Origin of the sequence: Mycobacterium gallinarum (assembly GCF_010726765.1) — a bacterium.
Classification (GTDB): domain Bacteria; phylum Actinomycetota; class Actinomycetes; order Mycobacteriales; family Mycobacteriaceae; genus Mycobacterium; species Mycobacterium gallinarum.
Map to the genome: position 1 here is coordinate 2,611,211 of NZ_AP022601.1, position 20,963 is coordinate 2,632,173.

A 20,963-nucleotide genomic window follows, 5' to 3' on the forward strand; every position below is an offset into this window, starting at 1 on the left:
TCAGGGCACCGTTCACCGCGTCGAGCGCGCCACTCACTGGACGTCTCCGCACAGGCGCATCAGTTCGTCCTCGACGTCGCGCACGTTCTCCGCGGACGCGGCGGAGTACGAGAGTCCGGCCATACCGCCATAATCCAGGATCTTGGGCACGCGAAGGCCCGCGTCGACATAGTTTTTGATCTCCTGCGCCACTTGCTTCGGCGTGCCGTGTGGGACAACGGCGAGAATCGATTCGGGCTCGACCCGGTCGAGAAACTCGACCACGCGCTCGCGGGTCAGTGTCGCCGGGTCGATGTCCTGGTAGCCACGCCAGTGCTCCCCCATCGGATGTTCGAAGCCGAGGCTGCGCAGGAGTTCGGCGGATACCTGCAGAAGGAACGCCTTGACGAGCGGCGCGTCGAGAATCTCGGCGAGGGCGGCGGCGTCGCGACCGATCAGGCAGACCTGGATGTAGCACGGCGTGATGGCCATCGGATCGCGGCCGGCCCGCTCCGCCGAAGCCCTTACGGTGGCGAGCTTTTGGGCGTAGTCGTCGGGATCCCAGGCGCCGGTGGGCCACCACCCGTCGGCGTAGCGGCCGACGATCTCCAGGGTTCGCGGCCCGCTTGCTCCGATCCAGATCGGCGGGGTGGCACCCTGATACGGCTCGGTGTCGAGCCGGGCATGGCGTAGGTGGTAGAACTGCCCGTCGAAATCGACCGGGCCGTCGCTGTCCCAGAGCAGCCGAATGACGTGCAGCGCCTCTTCGAATCGGCTGACCGGTTTGGTGAAGTCGAATCCGTAGGGCACGGTGTTCTCGGTCTCGCCGCTGCCCAGGCCGAGCACGAAACGGCCCTCGGCGAGATGGTCGATGGTGAGCGCGCTCTGTGCGAGCAGCGCCGGATGACGGCGCACGGTATCGATCACGCTGGTGACCAGCGGTACGTTCTCGGTCAGCACTGCCGCCGCCGCGGCCACCGCCATGGCGTCGAGGTGGCGGTGCGGCGACGGAGAAACCGTTGCCAGGTCGGTGAATTCAGGAGTCCAGATCGAGTCGGGCCAGAAGCTGACCATGTGATCGGGCAGCCAGATCGAGTGGTAACGGCCGCTGTCGAGCTGCGTCAGTACCGAGAGGTCCAGCGGAAGTGTGGTCCGCAGGTACGCAGCGGGCTGGACCTTCACAGCCAGCCGACCTCACGCAGGAACGGTTGCGTGTGAGCGATACGGCCGGTCAGCGTTTTCGGATCGCCCGTGCACAACACGAACGCCGTCTGCGTGATGAGCTCGATGTCTTCGGTGTCGGTCTTGGCGAGGTCGAGTGCACCCGCACCTTCGGTGGCGACGGGGTTGGACGGTGCTGCGGCGTTCACGGCGATGCCGTCGTCGTACAGCTCGGCCGCAAGGCTTTTCGTCAACCGGTTGAGCGCGGCCTTCGCTGTGCCGTAGATGCCGAAACCCGCCTCGCGATCGAACGCGGAGAACGGCGGTCCGTCAGGCAGATCGCCGCCGACGGAGGTCACGTTCAGGACCCACCCCCGCTTACGCTCGCGCATTGCGGGGATCGCCATTTGGGTGAGGTGCAGCGGGGCCAGCACGTGCATCTCCATCATCAGACGGACGCGACGGTCGGGGAATTCGTCTAGTGGCCGCAGGAATGTGACGGCCGCGTTGTTGACGAGAATGTCGGGTGCGCCGACCTTCTCCACGACTTCGCTGAACATCCGTTCGCGGTCTTCGGGTTTGGCGAGGTCGGCGGCGACGGTGATCGCCGATCCGCCCGATTGTTCGATTTCCGCCAGCGTCTGGCTGAGGGAACCTTGATATTTCGGGTCGGGTTCGGCGGTGCGCGCGGTGAGGGCGACGGTGACCCCCTCTGCCGCCAGACGCTTCGCGATGGCCTTGCCCAACCCGCGGCTGGTGCCGGTGACCAGGGCCACCTTGCCGTCACACGTCATCGTGCCCTCCTAGGTACGCGCAATGCCTGCGAGCTTGTCGGCGAACTTCGCCTCAGCGGCTTCCCGCAGCCGCAGCAGGTGCTCGGACGGGAATGCGTCCGGTGCAGGCTTGACGTCCTTGAGTAACAGCCGCGCCAGTGTCACCTTGTGCACCTCGGTCGGCCCGTCGGCCAGCCCGAGCACGAACGATTCCGTCATGTACTGCACGAACGGCATCTCATGCGAGGTGCCCAGCGATCCGTGCAGTTGAAGGGCGCGCGCCGAGACGTCATGCAGCACCTTCTGCATCATCGCCTTCACCGCCGAGATATCGCCGCGTACCGCCTTGTAGTCGTTGTATTTGTCGATCTTCCAGGCGGTTTGGAGGGTCAGCAGGCGGTAGGCCTCGATTTCCATCCAGGAGTCGGCGATCATCTCCTGCACCATCTGCTTGTTGGCGAGCAGCTCTCCCTGCGTGTAACGCGAGACGGCCCGCTCGGTCAGCATGTCGAAGATCCGCCGCACTAGTCCGACTGTGCGCATGGCGTGGTGGATGCGACCGCCGCCCAGCCTGGTCTGCGCCACCACGAACGCACCACCGCGAGGACCGAGCATGTGGTCGGCGGGTACCCGGACGTTCTCGTACCGCACGTAGCCTTCGCGTCCGCCGCCTGGCGGCTGGTAGCCGAGGCCGACGTCGCGCAGCACGTTGATGCCCGGCGTGTCTCCGGGCACGACGAACATCGAATAGCGTTGGTAGGGCGGCGCGTCGGGATCGGTCATCGCCATCACGATGATGAAGGACGCCATCGACGCGAACGAGGAGTACCACTTCTCACCATTGATCACCCAATGATCGCCGTCTTGCACTGCCATGGTGGTGAATACCTTGGGATCGGCGCCGCCCTGCGGTTCGGTCATCGAGAAGCACGACACGATCCGGTTGTCCAGCAGCGGCTCGAGATACCGTTCCTTGAGTTCCGGTGTGCCGTAGTGCGCGAGGATCTCACTGTTGCCGGAGTCGGGTGCCTGGGATCCGAACACTATCGGTGCGCATTCCGATCGCCCGAGAATCTCGTTGAGCAGCGCGAGTTTCACCTGTCCGTAGCCGGGTCCGCCGAGATGCGGGCCGAGGTGGGTGGCCCACAGCCCACGCTCTTTGACGATGTCCTGCAGTGGCGGGACCAGCGCCTGGCGCACGGGGTCATTGAGGTCGTGCGACTCCTTGACCACGTAGTCGATGGGCTCGCATTCCTCGCGGACGAACTGCTCTACCCAGGCCAGCTGCTCCGTCCATTCGGGATCGGTGGAGAAGTCCCACGCCACTATCGAGTACCGCCTTTCCGTACCGCGATCACTTCGGTCGCCGCCGCGCCTCGGCTTCGTCCGTGGCGTGGCTGAGCACCTGGTTGCGATTCTCGAGCTCCAGTGCCGCGCCGAAACACGTCGCGTCGGTGTTCACCTGCAGCGCGCGTTTCGTCAGCTGCGTGCCGAAGGGCGGGAGTTCCGCAACGGCGCGGGCGATTTCGAGTGCCTGCGGCATCAGTTCGTCCGGCTCGAGCACCTGGCTGACCAGGCCGCGACGGTCGGCTTCGGCCGCCGTCACCGTGCGGCCGGTCATCATCCAGTCGGCGGCGACGCTGGTGCCGACGATCCGGGGCAGGTGGTAGCTCATGCCCATTTCGGCACCGGACAACCCGAGCAGGATCGCACCGTTGCCGAACGTCGCGGATGTCGAGCAGATCCGGATGTCAGACGACAGGCACAGCGCGAAGCCCGCGCCCACGCACGGGCCGTTCACCGCGGCGATGACGGGCTGGGGCAGATTCCGGATCGCCTGTGGCAGAGCGGCCATCGCTTCCTGGAACCGCAACCGTTCGATCGCGGGATCCGAGGCCTCCAGTGCCTTCGGCGAGAAGTTGCGGACGTCGATCCCCGAACAGAATCCGCGCCCCTGTCCGGTGATCACGACGGCATGGACCGATACGTCGGAGCCAATGGTGGCGAGCGTCGCGATCAACTCGTCGCGCATCGCCTCGTTGATCGCGTTGAGCTGTTTGGGCCGATTGAGTTGCAGCAGAACAACGCCGACGTGGGGCCGGTCGATGAGCAGCGTCGCCGGGTGGGTTCGGGTGGGAGCGGACTCGGTCACTTATCAGCGCCGCGGCAGACCGAGCACCTGCTGCGCGATGATGTTGCGCTGGATCTCGGACGTGCCGCCTGCGATGGTGCCGCCGAAGCTGCGCGCGTAGCGCTCGAACCAGCTGACGAAGTAGTGGTCCAGGTTCATGTGTTCGTAAGGACCCGTGGTCGACGGGTGGGTGAGGCCCTCGGCTCCCGCGGCGGTCAACGCGTTCTCGAACGCCTGACGTTCGGCTTCAGAACCGAAGAGTTTCAGCACCGACACCGACGCGGTGTCCATCTCGCCGCGCGCGGCGCGGGCCAGCGCCGCCGAACCCATGGCACGCAGCGCTTGATAGTCCATGATCGTCGTCGCGTACTGGTCGCGCTCCAGCTCGGTGCGCGGCCGGAAATCGGCGATCATGTTGTCGATCCGGTCTGCGAAGCCGAGCCACATCATGGTGCGTTCGTGGCCGAGAGAGCCGTTGGCGACCGACCAGCCGCCGTTCAACGGGCCGACGAGGTTCTCGGCCGGCACCTTAACGTCGGTGAAGAACACCTCGTTGAAGTCGAGATTGTCCTCACCGCACATGTCGGCGAAGGGCCGGCACACCACACCGGGAGTGTCGGTCGGGATGATCAGCACGCTGATGCCCTTGTGTTTGGGGGCATCGGGATCGGTGCGCACGAACGTCAACAGGAAGTCGGCGTCGTGTGCGCCGGACGTCCACACCTTCTGACCGTTGACCACGAAGTAGGGCTCGTCGGCATCAGAGAAAAACTCAGCTCGGGTGCGCAGCGACGCCAGATCGGACCCCGCGCTCGGCTCGCTCATGCCGAGGGATGCGGTCATCTCGCCGCGCAACACGGGCACCGCCCAACGGTGCTTCTGCTCGTCGGAACCGAAGGAGATCAACGACGCCGCAACGATGTTCACGCCCTGCGGGTTGAAGCTGTGGTAAATGCGCCGTCGGCACAGTTCGTCGAGGTGCACGAACTGCTGCAACACCGTTGCATTGCGGCCACCGAACTCTGGTGGCTGGGAGGGCAGCAACCAGCCGTTGTCGAACAACAGCCGCTGCCAGTCACGCGCCCATTGGGGCATGTGCGACACCGACTTCGGTCGCTCCTGGGTCTCGCTCTCCGAGGGCAGGTGCTCGTCGAGGAACGCCGCGAACTCGGCGCGGAACTCCTCGACATCGGAATCGAAGGTCAATTGCATTAGGAAATCCTGTATTCCGCGGCGATCACCGCACGATGCTCCGCCGCCCCGCCCAGCAGTAGTTCACCGGCCTTGGCTCGCTTCAGCGCGAACTGCAGGTCGTTCTCCCACGTGAATCCCATGGCGCCGAACAGCTGCAGGCCGTGGCGAAACACCAATGCCTGAGCCTCCCCCGCCGATGCCTTGGCCATCGCCGCCGCAAGCCGGCGTCGAGGGTCGTCGGCTGCGATGGTCAAGGCGGCGAAGTAGGACAGCGCGCGGGCACGCTCGGTCGCGACGTGCATGTCGACAGCCTTGTGCTGCACGGCCTGAAAGGTTCCGATCGCCACACCGAACTGCTGACGCTGCTTCACGTGCTCGAGCACCAGATCGAGGATGCGTTGGCAGGCGCCGACCGTCGTGATGGCCATGCCGGTGAGGGCCACGTGCCGGGCCTTTTCGGTGTCGACGGGGACGCGGTCGGTGTCGGGCACGTGCGTACCGGCGAAGGTGACCTCCGCTACGTGCAGCACCGGATCGAAGACGTCGCTGCGCCGGGTGGCGGCCTCGCCGGCGTCGACGACGAAGACCCCGGCCCCGGTGACCACTGCGAGCTTCTCGGCGCGGTCACCGTCGAGTACGTGATGCGCCGTTCCATTCAGGACCCAGCCCTGGGCGTCGCGATGAGCGGTCACCCCGCTGTACACGGCCGTGCCGGCCAGCTGCGGATCGAACCGGTCACCGGCGAGGGGCGCGAACTGGGTCAATGTCGCCAGGAACGGGGTCGGATCGGTGGCGCGGCCCAATTCCTCGGCCACGATCGCGAGTTCGACGGCGTTCTCCGGATCGTTGAGCTCGGTCCAGCCCGCGTCGACGTAGGTCTTCCACAGCGGCATGGGGTCTTCGCCGTTCTCGGCGATTCCGCGAACGAGGGACGCCGGGCAAGCCTTGGTGACCGCGTCCCGCACGGTCTCCTGCCACAGCCGCTGATCGGCGTCGAATTCCAGTAACACGTGTGGCCTCCCGAGGACCTCGTCACTACGTCGTGGGTTGGCACGAGAATAACATTCTCGTTAGATGCTGTAACCGTTCTCTGGATTCGACTACCTCGTTTCACGGCCCGGGCGCCAAGCGACTGACCAGCGCACACCCTGACCTGCGAAGAAGTAAGCGTTCTGCTGGAGAACAAGATTCTTGCCTTTGAAGAACAAGCCTTTACTATGGCTTTATGTCCGGTGCCGGCGCATGTCACAGCCCCTCGTGCGCTCCGGCCACCCGGATGGACATCGGAGGCCTTGAGTGAACACACTTCCCGAGGAGAGCCAGCTCGGTAAGACACCCGTGATCGATGCCAGCGTGCACATCTTCAGCAAGTCGAACAAGGACCTGCGCGGCTTCATGCGCGAGCCGTTCAAGAGCCGCGGATTCCCGGACTACGAAATGGACTGGTACGGCGCCCCCGGCGGCGAGTACGCCCCCGACACCGAAGGTGAACGCCGCTATCCCGGATCGGACCCCGAGTTCGTCGGCCGGCAGCTCTTCGAAGAACGCGGCGTCGACATCGCGATCCTGCACCCGATGACGCGGGGGATCATGCCCGACCGCCATCTCGGCACCGCGATCGCGGCGGCGCACAACGAGCTCATGGTGTCGCGCTGGCTCGAGGACAATTCCTACGCCGACCGGTTCCGCGGCACCATCCGGGTCAATCCCGACGACGTCACCGGAGCGCTGCGCGACATCGCGAAATACGCCGACCACCCACGCGTCGTACAGATCGGCGTCCCGCTGCAGTCGCGAGAGCTCTACGGCAAACCTCAGTACTGGCCGTTGTGGGAAGCGGCCGCGGCGGCGAATCTTCCAGTCGCGGTGCACATCGAGGTCGGAGCGGGCGTGCAGTACGCGCCGACACCGAATGGAGTTCCGAGGACCTACGAGCACTACGTCAGCTTCATGGCGCTGAACTTTCTGTATCACCTCATGAACCTGATCGTCGAAGGGGTGTTCGAGAAGATGCCCACGCTGAAGTTCGTTTGGGCCGACGGGGCCGGTGACCTGCTGACGCCGTTCATGTGGCGGATGGACTGCTTCGGTCGCCCCCACCTCGAGCAGACTCCGTGGGCGCCGAAGATGCCCAGCGATTACCTGCCCGGCCACACCTACTTCATCCAGGGCGCGATGGACGGGCCCGGCGACGTCGAATTCGCCGGTGAATGGCTCGACTTCACCGGCAAGGACGACATGGTGATGTACGGGTCGAGCTACCCGCATTGGCAGCTCAACGAGCTGAGGGTGCCCAGTTCGTACTCGGCGGAACAACGCGACAAGCTCTGCTGGCGAAATGCCGCGGAGCTCTACGGCATAGACGTCGGGGCCGGCGTCAGCGCACAGTAAGAGAAGACTTCGTTAAGGGAGGCCACTATGACGGTCACAGTGAACGAGCGAAAGCCCGCGGCCGAGCGCATCGCGGTTCGCTGCGTCGACTCCGACGTGCATCCGACGCCGAGGGCCGGCGAGCTGACGCAGTACATCCCCGAGCCGTGGCGCAGCAAGTACTTCCTGACGCGCCGGGTCGGGGACCAGATCTACTACGACGCGCCTGATTACGCACACGCGTATGCGATGCGGGTGGACACGTTTCCGTCGGACGGCAACTTCGCGGGCAGCGACCCCGATCTGGCGTTCAAGCAGTTGATCATGGAGGCCGGCGCCGACATCGCCATCCTCGAGCCGGCCGCCTACCCGGCGCGCTTCCCCGAGGTGAACCACGCGATGAGCTGTGCCCTGAACGACTGGCAGGACAACCACTGGCTGGACAGTCACAACAACTGGCACGAGCGCTGGAGGGGTTCGATCTGCGCGGCGATCGAAGCGCCGGAGGACTCCGCTCGCGAGATCGAGCGCTGGGCCGGCCACCCCTACATGGGACAGATCCTGATCAAGGCCGAACCCCGTCCGGCGTGGGGTGACCCCAAGTACAACCCGATCTGGGAAGCCGCCACCAAACACGACATCACCGTGAGCTGCCACCTGTCGCGCAGCCACCACGAGGAACTGCCGATCCCGCCGGTCGGGTTCCCCAGCTACAACCACGATTTCATGGTCACCTACTCGCTGCTGGCCGCGAACCAGGTGATGAGCATGGTCTTCGACGGCCTCTTCGACCGGTTCCCGACACTGCGAATCGTATTGGTGGAGCACGCATTCACGTGGATCCTGCCGCTGATGTGGCGGATGGACGCGATCTACGAAGCCCGCAAGTCGTGGCTGGACATCAAGCGCAAGCCGTCGGAGTACGTCAAGGACCACATCAAGTTCACCACCCAGCCGCTGGACTACCCCGAGGACAAGACCGAGTTGACCCGGGCGTTCGAGTGGATGGAGTGCGAGAAGATCCTGCTGTTCAGCAGCGACTATCCGCACTGGACGTTCGACGACCCCCGCTGGCTGGTCAAGCACCTGCCCGAGCACGCCCGCGAGGCGGTGATGTTCCGCAACGGCATCGCGACATACCACCTGCCAGAGACGGTTCCGGCCCTCGAGGGCCAGGTGCGGGTGTTCTGAGTTGGACGAGCAGAAGACGCCCCGGCTCGCGCAAGGGCGCGAACACGTCGTCGCCACCGTCGACGAGATCCCGCCGGGCACACACAAACTGGTGCCCATCGGCCGGCACGGCGTCGGCGTCTACAACGTCAACGGCACGTTCTACGCCATCGCGAACTACTGCCCGCACGAGGGCGGTCCGCTGTGCTCGGGCCGCCCGCGCGGCCGCACGATCGTCGACGACGACGTTCCTGGCGACGCGGTGATGGTGCGCGACCTCGAATTCATCTACTGCCCGTGGCACCAGTGGGGTTTTGAACTGGCGACAGGCACGACCGCGGTCAAACCCGAGTGGAGTATCCGGACCTATCCCGTCCGGATCGTCGGCAACGATGTGATGGTGCAGGCATGACAACCACTGAGTCCTCCGGCCTGCGGCTCAAGCCCGGCGAAGAGATCTTCGAATACAAGGGCGGCCGCGTCGTCTACGAAATCCTCGGCGAAGAAGGCGAATTCATCGCCCTGACGCCGGGAGGCCGATTCAGCAAGGACATCCCGGGGCTGCGGCCGTTGGCGGAGGCGCTGGCCGAGGGCGGCTACCGGGTCCTGCTGTGGGACAGGCCGAACTGTGGCAAGTCGGACGTGCAGTTCTACGGCAAGAGCGAATCACACATGCGCGCCGAGACTCTGCACGCGTTGATCACCGGACTCGACGTCGGTCCGTGCATCATCGCGGGTGGGTCCGGCGGGGCACGCGACTCCATGCTGACCACGATGCTCTACCCAGAGATCGTGCGAAAACTGGTGGTGTGGAACATCGTCGGCGGGGTCTACGGCTCGTTCGTGCTCGGCGGACACTATGTCGTGCCCAGCATCCTGGCCGCCAAGGGCATGGGCGTCGAGGGCCTGCTCCACGTCGCCGAGTGGAAGGAGCGCATCGCCGAGAACCCGGACAACGAGGCGCGGTTCCGGGCACTCGACGTCGACGAGTTCCTCAAGCTGATGCGGCGCTGGCTCAACGCTTTCGTGCCCAAGCCCGGCCAGACCATCCCCGGCGTCGAGGACGAGATGTTCGACAACATCACCATTCCGACGTTGATCATCCGTGGCGGCGAGAACGATTGGGACCATCCGAAGCGCACCTCGCTCGAGGTGAGCTGCCTGATCAAGGGTTCCACATTGATCGACCCGCCATGGCCGGAAGACGCTTGGGAACGTGCCGGTGAGAAGTTCGCCGCCAGCGGCGGGAAGAACTTCTGCCTTTTCGACACCTGGGTGCAGGCCGCGCCCGCAATCCTCCAGTTCCTGGACGACTGATGGCGCTAGACAGTGCGGATGTGCACTTCGCAGTTGAGCGACGCCTCCAGGGCGGTGTGGACGCGACTCTCGGGCACCCGCTCGAGGTCGGACTTGCGCAGCGTCACATGGATCACGTCCCAGCCGTCGTCACCAGCGACACGTTCGATTTCGCCGCTGAGCCCCAATCCGGCGAGCACGCCGTGCGCGTCGTCGTCCGTGCCCCTGCTGATGAAAGTCAGCACACCGGGCACCGGTTTCGTGCCGAAAGCCTTGGCGCACAAACTCACCGCGATGCGTTCGAGTTCGGCGGCATCGTCGCCAGCGATCAACAGCTCGACCTCACGTCGTTGCGGCGGAAGGCCGGCGAGATTGTTCTCCACCACGTCGACGCCCGCTGCGCCGGCCGATTCGCGGAGGCGCGCCATGCCATCGCTTAACTCTGCGGGCGCGAGTTCGCCGGCCAGATCCACGCCAACGCGCACCACGGCAGTCCTCATGCCCGTCAGCCTATCCAGAGGTGCGACGCGATGACCTTCACCGCAACCGAACTCACCGTCGCCACGTGGCCAGGGTGTACGCCGCGACTGTTGCGGCCCACCCAGGTGAAAGCCGAGGAGCTTGCCGAGTATGTGCAGGCCGGCGGCTACCGGCCGCTGACGGACGCGGACGCACTGCTGGAGCAGGTCGACCTGTCCGGTCTGCTCGGTCGCGGCGGCGCCGCCTTCCCGCTGGGGACCAAGCTGCGTACGGTGCGCGACGCCGGGCGCCGCGGCGTGCAGACGGTCATCGTCGCGAACGGTGAAGAGGGCGAGCCGGCTTCGGTGAAAGACCGCTGGCTGCTGCGCAACCGGCCGCATCTCGTGCTGGACGGTCTGCGCCTGGCCGCCGTGATGGTCAACGCGAGCCGCGCGTATGTGTATGTCTCCGACGAACAGTCGGCCGTCGCGGTGAACAGTGCGCTGTCGGAACTCGATCCCGAGATGTTCGGTGCGACCGACGTCGCGGTGATCAGCGTAGAACCCGGGTACGTTGCGGGTGAGGAGACCGCCGCGGTACGCCGCATCAACGGCGGGCCCGCAAAGCCGACCGACAAACCACCCCGGCCGTTCGAGGAGGGCGTGTCAGGTTTGCCGACGACCGTCAGCAATGTCGAGACGCTCGCCAATCTCCCGCACATCCACCAGCACGGCGCACAGAGTTTCCGCGCGGTCGGCACGCCGATGTCGCCGGGAACGTTCCTGGCGACGATCACGGGCGGCGGCAGGCCCGCAGCGCTGTACGAGATTCCGCATGGCGCCGCGTTTTCCGATCTGCTGACCTTGCACGGTGTGCCGAAGGACTCGGTGCGCGGAGTGTTGATGGGCGGCTATTTCGCCGGCCTGGTCAACACCGACATCCTCGGCGCGACGCTCGACCATGAGACGATTCGCCGCCTCGGCAGCGGCCTTGGCTGCGGTGCGATCTCGATTCTCACCGACGACTGCCCCGTCGCCGTCGCGGCGTCGGTGATGTCGTACTTCGATCGGGAGAACGCCGGCCAATGCGGGTCGTGCTTCAACGGCACGGCGGCAATGGCGGCCGTCGTTTCGGCACTGCGCGACGGAGCGGCGACCCAGGAGGACGTCACGCGCCTGGAGCGCTGGTCGGTGGTACTGCGTGGCCGCGGCGCATGCGGCACCCTCGACGGCGCCACGAACGTCGCGGCGAGCCTGCTGCGCCAGTACCCGCAACTGATCACCAGCCACCTCGCCCGCGAGTGCCCGTCCTGCCGCACCGGCGCTTTCAACGAGATACGGCCGTACGAAGTGGAGGCGGTGGGACATGAGTGACGGCTTGCGAATCCGGCTCGATCGGACTCTCTGCGACGGGTTCGGCATCTGCGCCAAGCACGCGCCAGGGTACTTCTCGCTCGACGACTGGGGCTACGCATCGCTGATCGGCGATGGCACTGTGGCCGAGAAGGATCGCGACGCAGTGATGCGCGCGCTGTTCGATTGCCCGGTCCACGCCATCGTATACATGGGTGAGCACCGGCCTTCAGGCGACGGAGCGGCGCACCCCGATGTGCAGGAGTCACCCGAGCCGGACCCGAAAAACAACGGCAGCGAGGCTATTTCGGAGTTCGTCAGGTGACTCGACCCCTGCCCGAACTGAATGCTCAGAACGAGTTCTTCTGGACCGCAGGCGGTGACGGCGTCCTTCGCATCCAGGAATGCCAGGACTGCGAGGCATTGATTCATCCACCGCAGCCGGTGTGCCGATACTGTCGCAGCCGCAACATGGGCGTGCGCGATGTCTCCGGACGCGCCACCCTCTCGGCATTCACGGTCAACCACAGATTCGGCTTCCCCGACCTGCCCCCGCCATATGTGGTGGCTCAGGTTGCCGTCGTCGAGGATCCGCGTGTTCGGTTGACCACCAACATCGTGGAGTGCGATCCCGACGAACTGACGTTGGGGCAGATGGTCGAGGTCACCTTCGACAAGATCGAAGATGTCTGGCTTCCCCTGTTTCGCCCCACTGCGGACAAGGAGTTAGGGCCACTGCCCACCGACGAGATCGCGCCAACGGATTTCGCGCGGCACGTGAGTCCGCCGCTGACCGGAGACAAGTTCGAGGAGAAGTCAGCGATCACCGGCATTGGTGCGTCAAAGCTGGGTAGGCGCCTGATGGTGCCGCCGCTGGCGCTGACCATAGACGCGTGCGAGGCGGCGGTCGCCGACGCGGGGTTGACGTTCGACGACATCGACGGACTGTCCACGTATCCAGGGCTTGACATGATGGGTATGGGAGAAGGCGGAGTGAGTGCCCTTGAAGGCGCACTCGGGTTGCGGCCCACTTGGATCAATGGCGGAATGGACACGTTCGGTCCCGGCGGATCGGTCATCGCCGCAATGATGGCCATCGCGACCGGCATGGCCCGGCACGTCCTGTGCTTCCGCACCTTGTGGGAGGCCACTTTTCAACAGCTGATGAAGGAAGGCAAGACCACACCTCCTACGGGCTTGAGCACCTCCAGCTGGCAGACACCATTCGGCGCCATATCCGCGGCGCATGTGCTCGCGCTCAACGCGCAGCGACACTTTCAGCGCTACGGGACGACGCGCGAGACGCTCGGCTGGATCGCGCTGAACCAGCGCGCCAACGCCGCGTTGAACCCGACGGCGATCTACCGCGATCCGATGACCATGGACGACTACCTGAACGCGCGACCGATCACCACCCCGTTCGGGCTCTACGACTGCGACGTCCCGTGCGACGGCGCCGTCGCGGTGATCGTGTCGGCGGTCGACGCCGCCAAGGACATGCCGCGCAAGCCGGTGCTGTTCGAAGCGGTCGGTACCCAGATCGTCGAACGCACCGACTGGGATCAGACCACGATGACTCACGAACCACAGGTCCTGGGTCAGTCCGCGCACCTGTGGACGCGAACGTCACTGCGGCCCAAGGACGTCGACGTCGCCGAACTCTACGACGGTTTCTCGTTCAACTGTCTGTCGTGGCTGGAGGCGCTCGGGTTCTGTGGTATCGGCGAGGCGAAGGATTTCCTCGACGGCGGCAAGGCCATCGCCCGCGACGGTGTGATCCCGCTGAACACCCACGGCGGTCAGCTCTCCCACGGCCGCACACACGGCATGGGGCTCATTCACGAGGCGGTCACCCAGTTGCGCGGCGACGCCGGCGAACGTCAGGTCAAAGACGCCCGTGTTGCGGTGGTCAGCAGCGGCGGCCTCACACCCAGCGGCGCGATCCTGATGCGGACCGACGCGTGAGCGATCCGCAGCCTGATGTCGCCGCCGGGGCGGCTCCGAGACCACGCGTCGTCTTCGTCGACGGCGTGCCCATGTCCGGACTGATCGCGGCGGTCGACGAACCCAAGGCTGTCGTGGTCGCGTTCCACGGCGGATCCAGCACCGCAGCGTATTTCGATTGCCCGGGGCACCCGTCGCTGTCACTGCTCCGGATGGGAGCCGACCACGGCTTCACCATGGTGGCACTCGACCGGCCCGGGTACGGAAGCTCTGCGCCCTACCCTGACGCCATGGAGCGGCCGGAGCAACGTGTTGCGCTCGTTTACGGCGCGATCGACAAGATACTCGGCGCCAACCCGCGCGGTGCGGGATTGTTTCTCGTCGGCCACTCCGCCGGTTGTGAGCTGGCGGTGCGTCTGGCCGTAGATGATCGGGCTGACCAAGCCGGCGTCATCGGACTCGAGTTGGCGGGCACGGGTGTGCAATACGACGCGGCGATGGCCGAGATCATGAAGTCGGCGACGGCGACCGGTCGACCGACCGGCCTGCGCGAGGTGCTCTGGCAGCCCGCCGAGCTGTATCCGCCCGACGTGCTGTCCGGCATGACGAACTCGTCGACCGGCGCGCTCTACGAAGTGGGCATGACGAAGAGCTGGCCGCGGCAGGACTTTCCCGCGCTGGCGCCGCATGTTCGGGTGCCGGTGCAGTTCAGCGCCGCCGAACACGAGCGCGTGTGGCGATCGGATGCCGAGGCCCTGGGTCAGATCGCCGCCATGTTCACGTCATCACCGCGATTCGTGACCAACGAGCAACCGAACACCGGACACAATATGTCCCTATCGCACAACGCGGCGGCGTACCACAGCGCAGTGCTGTCGTTCGCCGAGGAATGCGTTGTCGCGCAGCAGAGCACATCGGAAGCTATGGAGGCGGGTTGATGCGCGTCGGATTCATCGGGTTGGGCAGTCAGGGCGGTCCCATGGCACGACGGATCGTCGAAGGCGGGTTCGAGACGACGCTGTGGGCGCGTCGGGCGGCCAGCCTCGATCCCTATGCCGACACCGGCGCGAAGACCGCGGGTTCACCCGCTGAGTTGGCAGCGGCGAGTGACCTGGTCTGCCTATGTGTGGTCGGCGACGACGACGTACGGGAAGTGCTCTATGGCGACAGCGGCGTGCTGGCAGGTCTGGCCTCCGGCGGCGTGGTGGCGATCCACAGCACCGTGCACCCCGACACGTGCCGGGAGATCGCGGAGAAGGCTGCCGCTCAGGGTGTTTCGGTGATCGACGCACCCGTGAGCGGCGGAGGCCCCGCCGTGGAGGAGGGCAAGCTGCTCGTCATGGTGGGAGGCGAAGAAGAGGTCGCCGAGCGGTGCCGCCCGGTGTTCGCGACCTACGCCGATCCGATCGTTCATCTCGGTCCGCTCGGCAGCGGACAGGTCACCAAGATCCTCAACAACCTGCTGTTCACCGCGAACCTGGGCAGCGCGCTGAGCACACTCGACCTGGGCGAGTCCCTCGGCATCCCGCGGGTTCGGCTGGCCGAGGTGCTCAACGGGGGATCGGCGACCAGCAAGGCGCTGGGAAGCATCGCGATCTTCGGCGGGACCGTCGAAGGCCTCGCGCCGATCGCGGGCGCGTTGTTGCAGAAGGACGTTCGTCACGCAGCCAGCATCGCCGCCGCCGCGTCAGCGCCCGAAGGCTCGGTGTTCACCGCGGCGGACACCGCCCTGGAATCGATGGACCATCCGCGGTGACTTGCGTCGGATTCGTTGGGGCGGGTCGCATGGGCGGCCCGATGGTGTCCCGTCTCGTCGAATCCGGCCATCACGTCCGCGCACTCGGTAGGACGGACGAAAAGCGCCAGGAGGTCACTGCGCTCGGCGCACAGGCGGTCGCGGGTCTCCACGACATCGCCAGGGACGCAGACGTTCTCATCGTCTGCGTCTTCACCGACGAGCAGGTTGTGCAGGTGTGCTCGCCCGGCGTGCTCTCGGCGATGTCGCCCGGCTCCGCCCTCGTCGTGCACACGACCGGAAGTCCGCGCACCGTGCAGACGATCGCGGCACACTCCCCCAGCGTCGACGTGCTGGACGCCCCCGTCAGCGGCGGCCCGCACAACATCGCCGGCGGCGGGCTGACGATTTTCGTCGGTGGTCCCACTGATGCGGTCGCGCGCGTCCGGCCGGTACTCGCCGCCTATAGCGACCCGATTCTGCACGTCGGTCCGCTGGGCGCGGGCCAGGCCGTCAAGTTGACCAACAACGCGTTGTTCGCCGCCCAGATCGGGTTGTTGCGGGAGGCCGTCGCGCTGGGCGATCGCCTTGGCGTGGACGAGGCACAGCTGCTGGAGGCGATCACGCACGGCAGCGGGTCGAGCCGGGTCGCGGGTTTTGTCGCGGCGGGCGGATCGGTGGACTCCTTCGTCGAACGGACCCGCGAGTTCATCGGAAAGGACGTCGAGGTCGTGCGCAAGATCGCTGCCGAGCTCGGTGAGACGATCGGGCTCCTCGACAACGTCATCAACGCCGGAATTCAACCATGAAACAGATGCGATTCCGCTGTCTCAGCAGCCTCTTGTGAGGCATACTATACGTTACACAAATGCAGCCTTGCGTAACGCACGTAGACGTTAGCCACGCGGCGAAAGAGAGACCATGACCAAGCCCAAATTGAAATTTAACCCGGTTTCGCAGGACTACTTCGACAACCCGTATGAGATCTACAAGCGCATGCGCGACGAAGCGCCGATCTACTACGACGAGGAAGAGGACTTCTACGCGCTGACCCGGCACGAGGACGTCGCCGCGGCTTTGAAGGACACGGACTCGTTCTCCTCGTCTCGTGGCTGCGACCTGTCGATGGTGCGGTCCGAGGAGGGGCCGCACAAGTCCATCATCTTCATGGATCCACCCGACCACCGCCACATGCGCAGCCTGCTGAACAAGGCGTTTACGCCCCGCGCCATTCAGTCGCAGCGTGAAACCGTCATCGAGGTCGTTGAGCACTACCTGTCGAAGTGCGACCCGGACGGTTTCGACGTCGTCCAGGATTTCTCAGGCCCGTTTCCCGTCGAAGTGATCACCCGGATGGCCGGTGTCCCCGAAGAGTTCCGCCAGCAGGTGCGGCATTGGATCGACACGAGCCTCGAACGTGAGCCTGGCCAAATCGAGCTGTCCGAGAAGAACATGCAGGCCAATATCGACTCGGGCATCTACTACTACGGCCTGGTGCAGGAACGGCGCCAGAATCCGCAGGACGACATGATCAGCCGACTCATCACGGCCGAGATTCCCGGTCCCGACGGCAAGATGCGCAAGCTGGACGACATCGAGATCACCGGCTTCTGTGCACTGCTCGGTGGCGCCGGCGCCGAGACGGTCACCAAGCTGATCGGCAGCGCCGTCGTCGAGTTCGCCAAGCATCCGGAACAGTGGCAGTTGCTGCTCGACGACCGCAGCAAGGTTCACGATGCCGTCGAGGAACTGCTGCGCTACGTCGGCCCGGTGCAGTACAACGTGCGCTACACGCTCAAAGAAGCACACGTGCCCAGCGGCACGGTGCCCGCGCACAAGCCGGTCTTCATCATGAAGGCGGCCGCCAACCGTGACCCTCGGGCCTACGACCGCGCCGAAGAATTCGACATCACCCGCGACCGCACCCAGTCGCCGCACATGGGCCTGGGCTACGGAATTCACAGTTGCCTGGGGGCGGCACTGGCCCGCCTGGAGAGTGTGATCGCGCTCGAGCACCTGCTGGACTTCATGCCGCGTTACGAGGTCGACTGGGACGGCTTACATCGGGTGACGATGCAGAACGTCGCGGGTTACCACAACGTTCCAGTGAGGGTGCTGAAGTGACCCAGAAAATCGAAGTCGACTTCGGTCTGTGTGAGAGCAACGGGGTGTGCATGGGCATCGACCCCGAGATCTTCGACCTGGATGACCAGGACTATCTGCATGTCCTCCAGGACGAGGTAACACCTGAAAACGAAGAGCACGTCAAAGAAGCTGTGCGGCAGTGCCCGCGCCAGGCGATCTTCATCAAAGACGAATGACCGCATCGAAGGTCGTCTTCGACCCGTTCTCCGAGGAGTACTTCAACGGGCCCTGGGACATCTACCGGCGCATGCGCGAGGAAACGCCCGTCTATTACAACGAGGCGGAGGACTTCTACGCGTTGTCCCGCCACGAGGACGTCGCGGCGGCCTATAAGGATTTTGCGACCTACTCCTCGGCGTACGGCCTCGACCTCGCGATGGTCCGGTCCGGTGAGCCGCCCCCCATGAAGATGATCATCCTCATGGACCCACCCGAGCACCGCCACATGCGCAGCCTGGTCAACAAGGTGTTCACCCCGCGTGCGATCGAGGCGATGCGTCCGATGGTGACCGAGACGATCGACCGCTACCTGAACGCGGCCGACCCCGCGAGCTTCGATGTCGTACAGGACTTCTCGGCGTACTTCCCAGTCGACATCATCACAACGATGCTCGGTGTCCCCGAGGACAAGCGCCAGCAAGTCCGTGAGTGGGTGGACACTTCGCTCCATCGCGAACCGGGCCAGATCGACATGTCTGAGGAGGGCATGGCGGCCATCGCGGAAGCCATGGGTCTGTACTTCCAGCTGATCCAGGAACGCCGCAACGAACCGCAAAACGATATGTTCAGCCGGCTGGTCGCTGCCGAGATCCAGCGTGAGGACGGTGGGGTCGAGTCACTCGAAGACTTCGAGATCGCGGGATTCGCCACGCTTCTCGGGGGTGCCGGCGCCGAAACGGTCACGAAATTGGTCGGCAACGCCGTGGTCGAGTTCGCGCGCCACCCCGAACAGTGGCAGAAGCTGCTCGACGATCGCAGCAAGATCCCCGCCGCGGTCGAGGAGCTTCTGCGCTACGAACCACCGGTGCATTACAACGTCCGCCGATCGATGCGCGAGGTCAACCTCCACGGTGTCACGATCCCCGAGGGCAAACCCGTGTTCCTGCTTCAGGCTTCGGCACACCGCGATCCGGACGCGTTCACCGATCCTGACACTTTCGACATCGATCGCGACCGGACCGAGGCACAGAACCTCGGCTTCGGGTACGGCGTGCACAGCTGCCTCGGCGCTGCGCTCGCCCGGATGGAGACCGCGATCGCAATCGAGCGGCTATTGGACCGCATGCCGCGGTACGAAGTGCTGTGGGGCCAGTGCGAGCGTGTCGCCATGCAGAACGTCGCCGGCTGGTCACACGTTCCGGTCCGCGTGCTTTAACTCTCAGCGAGCGGACGTGAAAACCCCGAATTTCGAATCAAGATGGGGGTTTTCGCGTCTGCTCGCGTAAAAAAATCAGAGGCCGTGCAGGATGACGCCGTTGCAGTCGGCGGCGGCCTGACGCAGCTTGGCCGCCTCCTGGTAGGCATCGGAGTAGTACCACTCCTTGGCTGCCTCTTCGGATTCGAACTCCAGCAGCACGGTCTGGGTACCGTGCCACTGCCCTTCGATCACCTCGGCCTTCGAGTCGAACGACAACAGCGTGGCACCGGCCATGGCCTGGCTCGCGAGCTTGCCGTATTCCGCCATCCCGGCCGGATCCTTGACGTCCTCGGTGATGAGGATGTACGCCTTGGGCATTCGATCTCCTTTATTAACCGTCGATTTCAGAGATAGCCTGTTCTGGACAGTTCGCGATGGCGTCCTTGGCTGCGCTCTCGAGCTCCGCAGGCACCTCACCCGGCTTCGCGACCGCCCAACCGTCGTCGGTCATCTCGAACACCTCGGGGCACAGCGTCAGGCACATGCCGTGGCCGGCGCACTTGTCTTCGTCAACGCTGACCTTCATCGGACGTCGAACTCGATATGCAGCTGGGTGAGCCCGCGCAGGATGTACGTCGGGATGTACTGATAGTTCCGATTGCTCACCGGGCCGTGGTGTTTCTCGCTGATGCGAATGTCGGTGGTGCGATCGAGCAGACGCTCGAGCCCGACGCGCGTTTCGGCACGTGCCAGCGGAGCGCCGGGACAGCTGTGGATGCCGCGGCCGAAGGCCAGGTGCTGGCGGGCGTTCTTGCGGTCGGGATCGAAGGTGTCCGGATCCTCGAAACGCCGCGGGTCGCGGTTGGCCGCCCCGTTGATCACCATCAGCGTGCAGCCGGCCCCGAGCTCTTGGTCACCGACGGTCACCGGCACCCGTGACAATCGGAAATCGCCTTTGACCGGGCTCTCTATGCGCAGGCACTCCTCGATGAAATTGCCGAGGAGACTGCGATCTTCGCGCAGCCGACGCTGAATGTCGGGCTGGTCGCCGATCACCTTGAGCGCCGTGCTGAGCAGCCGCACCGTGGTTTCCTGCCCTGCCGAGAAGACATTGGTGGCCACCCGCACGACGTCAGCGACCTCGGGCATCGAGCCGTCCGGGAACGACGCGGTGGCCAGTCCCGTCAGCACGTCATCGCGCGGCTCGGCCCGCCGGTCCTCGATGTACGTGGCGAAGACCTCATACAGGTATTCCAGCGGAGTCTTGTTCATCGTCTTGTCGGCGTTGCCCACCGAGCTTCCGTGGGTGCCGCGCGCGAGCCGCTCGAGGAGGTCGTCGCGGTCCTCGTCGGGCACACCCAGCAGATCGGCGATGACGCGCAACGTGAACGGACCGGCGAAGCCCTTGATGAACTCACCCTCGCCCGGTGCCAGGAAGTCGTCGAGGATGTCGTCGGCGAGCTGCCACATCGCGTCCTCGTTCTCCTTGAGGCGCTTGGGCGTGATCAACCGCATCAACAACGCGCGGTGATTCGTATGCGTCGGGGGGTCCAGCGTCGGCAGCTGATCGCTGAACGGGATCTCGTCGCGGTGCTTCACGATCAGGTCGGTGACGTCGTCCCCTTCGAGGGGAACCGGGAACCCGGGAAACGGGCCGGTCACCGACAGGCACGACGAGAACGTCTCCGCGTCGTTGTAGACGTCGACGGCCTCCTGCCAGCCGGTCACCATCGTCACGCCGTAGTGATCCTCACGGGTGACGGGGCACTTGTTGCGAAGTGCCTCGTAGAACGGAAACGGGTCATCCGTCAGTCGACTGTCCCGGAAGAAATCGACCGAGGTGAGGTCCTCCGTCATGCGCTACTCCTCTAACTACGAGAATGTGATTCTCATATGT

Annotated in this window: 23 protein-coding genes; 13 read left to right on the forward strand and 10 right to left on the reverse strand. The window is 65.1% G+C overall.

Annotated features, from left to right (window positions below; all coding sequences use genetic code 11):
- Nucleotides 1–33 precede the first annotated feature (33 nt).
- The 6 genes from G6N42_RS12630 to G6N42_RS12655 are packed head-to-tail and all read right to left on the reverse strand — an operon-like array spanning nucleotide 34 to nucleotide 6,248.
- Nucleotides 34–1,161, reverse strand: coding sequence for an LLM class flavin-dependent oxidoreductase (locus G6N42_RS12630; RefSeq protein ID WP_163729901.1), 1,128 nt, complete (start codon nucleotides 1,159–1,161; stop codon nucleotides 34–36).
- Entirely contained in the window at nucleotides 1,158–1,934 is a 777-nt protein-coding gene (locus G6N42_RS12635; RefSeq protein ID WP_163729902.1) for an SDR family NAD(P)-dependent oxidoreductase, read from the reverse strand. Before G6N42_RS12635 ends, G6N42_RS12630 begins: the two co-directional genes overlap by 4 nt.
- Before the next feature lie 9 nt (nucleotides 1,935–1,943).
- The gene (locus G6N42_RS12640; RefSeq protein ID WP_163729903.1) at nucleotides 1,944–3,239 is read right to left on the reverse strand and encodes an acyl-CoA dehydrogenase family protein; all 1,296 of its coding nucleotides are present in this window, start codon (nucleotides 3,237–3,239) and stop codon (nucleotides 1,944–1,946) included.
- Nucleotides 3,240–3,267: 28 nt separating this feature from the next.
- Complete coding sequence (locus tag G6N42_RS12645; RefSeq protein ID WP_434059579.1) at nucleotides 3,268–4,065, reverse strand: enoyl-CoA hydratase/isomerase family protein; 798 nt, start codon at nucleotides 4,063–4,065, stop codon at nucleotides 3,268–3,270.
- A gap of 3 nt (nucleotides 4,066–4,068) precedes the next feature.
- Nucleotides 4,069–5,256: an acyl-CoA dehydrogenase family protein gene (locus G6N42_RS12650; protein ID WP_163729904.1), complete on the reverse strand. Its 1,188-nt coding sequence runs from the start codon at nucleotides 5,254–5,256 to the stop codon at nucleotides 4,069–4,071.
- A complete protein-coding gene (locus tag G6N42_RS12655) occupies nucleotides 5,256–6,248 on the reverse strand; it encodes an acyl-CoA dehydrogenase family protein (protein WP_163729905.1) in 993 nt (330 codons plus the stop codon). The genes G6N42_RS12650 and G6N42_RS12655 overlap by 1 nt, the downstream gene beginning before the upstream one ends.
- Before the next feature lie 286 nt (nucleotides 6,249–6,534).
- Between G6N42_RS12655 and G6N42_RS12660 the strand changes: the two genes are divergently transcribed.
- The 4 genes from G6N42_RS12660 to G6N42_RS12675 are packed head-to-tail and all read left to right on the forward strand — an operon-like array spanning nucleotide 6,535 to nucleotide 10,095.
- Nucleotides 6,535–7,629 carry an amidohydrolase family protein gene (locus tag G6N42_RS12660; protein WP_163729906.1) on the forward strand — a complete coding sequence of 365 codons (1,095 nt, stop codon included), beginning with the start codon at nucleotides 6,535–6,537 and terminating at the stop codon, nucleotides 7,627–7,629.
- A gap of 27 nt (nucleotides 7,630–7,656) precedes the next feature.
- Entirely contained in the window at nucleotides 7,657–8,799 is a 1,143-nt protein-coding gene (locus G6N42_RS12665; protein WP_163729907.1) for an amidohydrolase family protein, read from the forward strand.
- 1 nt (nucleotide 8,800) lies between these two features.
- On the forward strand, nucleotides 8,801–9,190 hold the full coding sequence (locus G6N42_RS12670) for a Rieske (2Fe-2S) protein (protein ID WP_083125722.1): 390 nt from the start codon (nucleotides 8,801–8,803) through the stop codon (nucleotides 9,188–9,190).
- Nucleotides 9,187–10,095 (forward strand): alpha/beta fold hydrolase, encoded by a 909-nt coding sequence (locus G6N42_RS12675; RefSeq protein WP_163729908.1) that lies wholly within the window; start codon nucleotides 9,187–9,189, stop codon nucleotides 10,093–10,095. The genes G6N42_RS12670 and G6N42_RS12675 overlap by 4 nt, the downstream gene beginning before the upstream one ends.
- 5 nt (nucleotides 10,096–10,100) lie before the next feature.
- Here the strand turns inward: G6N42_RS12675 and G6N42_RS12680 are convergent, their stop codons facing one another.
- Nucleotides 10,101–10,574, reverse strand: coding sequence for a hypothetical protein (locus G6N42_RS12680; RefSeq protein WP_163729909.1), 474 nt, complete (start codon nucleotides 10,572–10,574; stop codon nucleotides 10,101–10,103).
- A 30-nt stretch (nucleotides 10,575–10,604) separates the two neighbouring features.
- On the opposite strand from G6N42_RS12680, the gene G6N42_RS12685 reads away from it, so the two are divergent.
- The 9 genes from G6N42_RS12685 to G6N42_RS12725 all read left to right on the forward strand — a co-directional run bounded on the left by G6N42_RS12685 (nucleotide 10,605) and on the right by G6N42_RS12725 (nucleotide 19,084).
- Nucleotides 10,605–11,906, forward strand: coding sequence for an NADH-ubiquinone oxidoreductase-F iron-sulfur binding region domain-containing protein (locus tag G6N42_RS12685; RefSeq protein WP_163729910.1), 1,302 nt, complete (start codon nucleotides 10,605–10,607; stop codon nucleotides 11,904–11,906).
- Nucleotides 11,907–11,910: 4 nt separating this feature from the next.
- Nucleotides 11,911–12,210 carry a ferredoxin gene (locus G6N42_RS12690; protein WP_232076560.1) on the forward strand — a complete coding sequence of 100 codons (300 nt, stop codon included), beginning with the start codon at nucleotides 11,911–11,913 and terminating at the stop codon, nucleotides 12,208–12,210.
- Nucleotides 12,207–13,850, forward strand: a complete 1,644-nt coding sequence (locus G6N42_RS12695) for a thiolase C-terminal domain-containing protein (RefSeq protein ID WP_163729912.1) — start codon at nucleotides 12,207–12,209, stop codon at nucleotides 13,848–13,850. Before G6N42_RS12690 ends, G6N42_RS12695 begins: the two co-directional genes overlap by 4 nt.
- Nucleotides 13,851–13,921: 71 nt before the next feature.
- Nucleotides 13,922–14,767 carry an alpha/beta hydrolase gene (locus tag G6N42_RS12700; protein WP_163737412.1) on the forward strand — a complete coding sequence of 282 codons (846 nt, stop codon included), beginning with the start codon at nucleotides 13,922–13,924 and terminating at the stop codon, nucleotides 14,765–14,767.
- Complete coding sequence (locus tag G6N42_RS12705; RefSeq protein ID WP_163729913.1) at nucleotides 14,767–15,585, forward strand: NAD(P)-dependent oxidoreductase; 819 nt, start codon at nucleotides 14,767–14,769, stop codon at nucleotides 15,583–15,585. Before G6N42_RS12700 ends, G6N42_RS12705 begins: the two co-directional genes overlap by 1 nt.
- Nucleotides 15,582–16,373 (forward strand): NAD(P)-dependent oxidoreductase, encoded by a 792-nt coding sequence (locus G6N42_RS12710; protein WP_163729914.1) that lies wholly within the window; start codon nucleotides 15,582–15,584, stop codon nucleotides 16,371–16,373. Before G6N42_RS12705 ends, G6N42_RS12710 begins: the two co-directional genes overlap by 4 nt.
- 112 nt (nucleotides 16,374–16,485) lie before the next feature.
- Complete coding sequence (locus G6N42_RS12715) at nucleotides 16,486–17,688, forward strand: cytochrome P450 (RefSeq protein ID WP_163729915.1); 1,203 nt, start codon at nucleotides 16,486–16,488, stop codon at nucleotides 17,686–17,688.
- Nucleotides 17,685–17,885: a ferredoxin gene (locus tag G6N42_RS12720; protein WP_083125713.1), complete on the forward strand. Its 201-nt coding sequence runs from the start codon at nucleotides 17,685–17,687 to the stop codon at nucleotides 17,883–17,885. The genes G6N42_RS12715 and G6N42_RS12720 overlap by 4 nt, the downstream gene beginning before the upstream one ends.
- Complete coding sequence (locus G6N42_RS12725; RefSeq protein ID WP_163729916.1) at nucleotides 17,882–19,084, forward strand: cytochrome P450; 1,203 nt, start codon at nucleotides 17,882–17,884, stop codon at nucleotides 19,082–19,084. Before G6N42_RS12720 ends, G6N42_RS12725 begins: the two co-directional genes overlap by 4 nt.
- 75 nt (nucleotides 19,085–19,159) lie before the next feature.
- Here the strand turns inward: G6N42_RS12725 and G6N42_RS12730 are convergent, their stop codons facing one another.
- Genes G6N42_RS12730 through G6N42_RS12740 form a run of 3 tightly spaced genes read right to left on the reverse strand, consistent with a single transcriptional unit; the run spans nucleotide 19,160 to nucleotide 20,923 of the window.
- On the reverse strand, nucleotides 19,160–19,444 hold the full coding sequence (locus G6N42_RS12730) for a DUF1330 domain-containing protein (RefSeq protein ID WP_163729917.1): 285 nt from the start codon (nucleotides 19,442–19,444) through the stop codon (nucleotides 19,160–19,162).
- 13 nt (nucleotides 19,445–19,457) lie between these two features.
- Nucleotides 19,458–19,652: a ferredoxin gene (locus G6N42_RS12735; protein ID WP_163729918.1), complete on the reverse strand. Its 195-nt coding sequence runs from the start codon at nucleotides 19,650–19,652 to the stop codon at nucleotides 19,458–19,460.
- On the reverse strand, nucleotides 19,649–20,923 hold the full coding sequence (locus tag G6N42_RS12740; protein WP_163729919.1) for a cytochrome P450: 1,275 nt from the start codon (nucleotides 20,921–20,923) through the stop codon (nucleotides 19,649–19,651). Before G6N42_RS12740 ends, G6N42_RS12735 begins: the two co-directional genes overlap by 4 nt.
- Nucleotides 20,924–20,963: the final 40 nt, after the last annotated feature.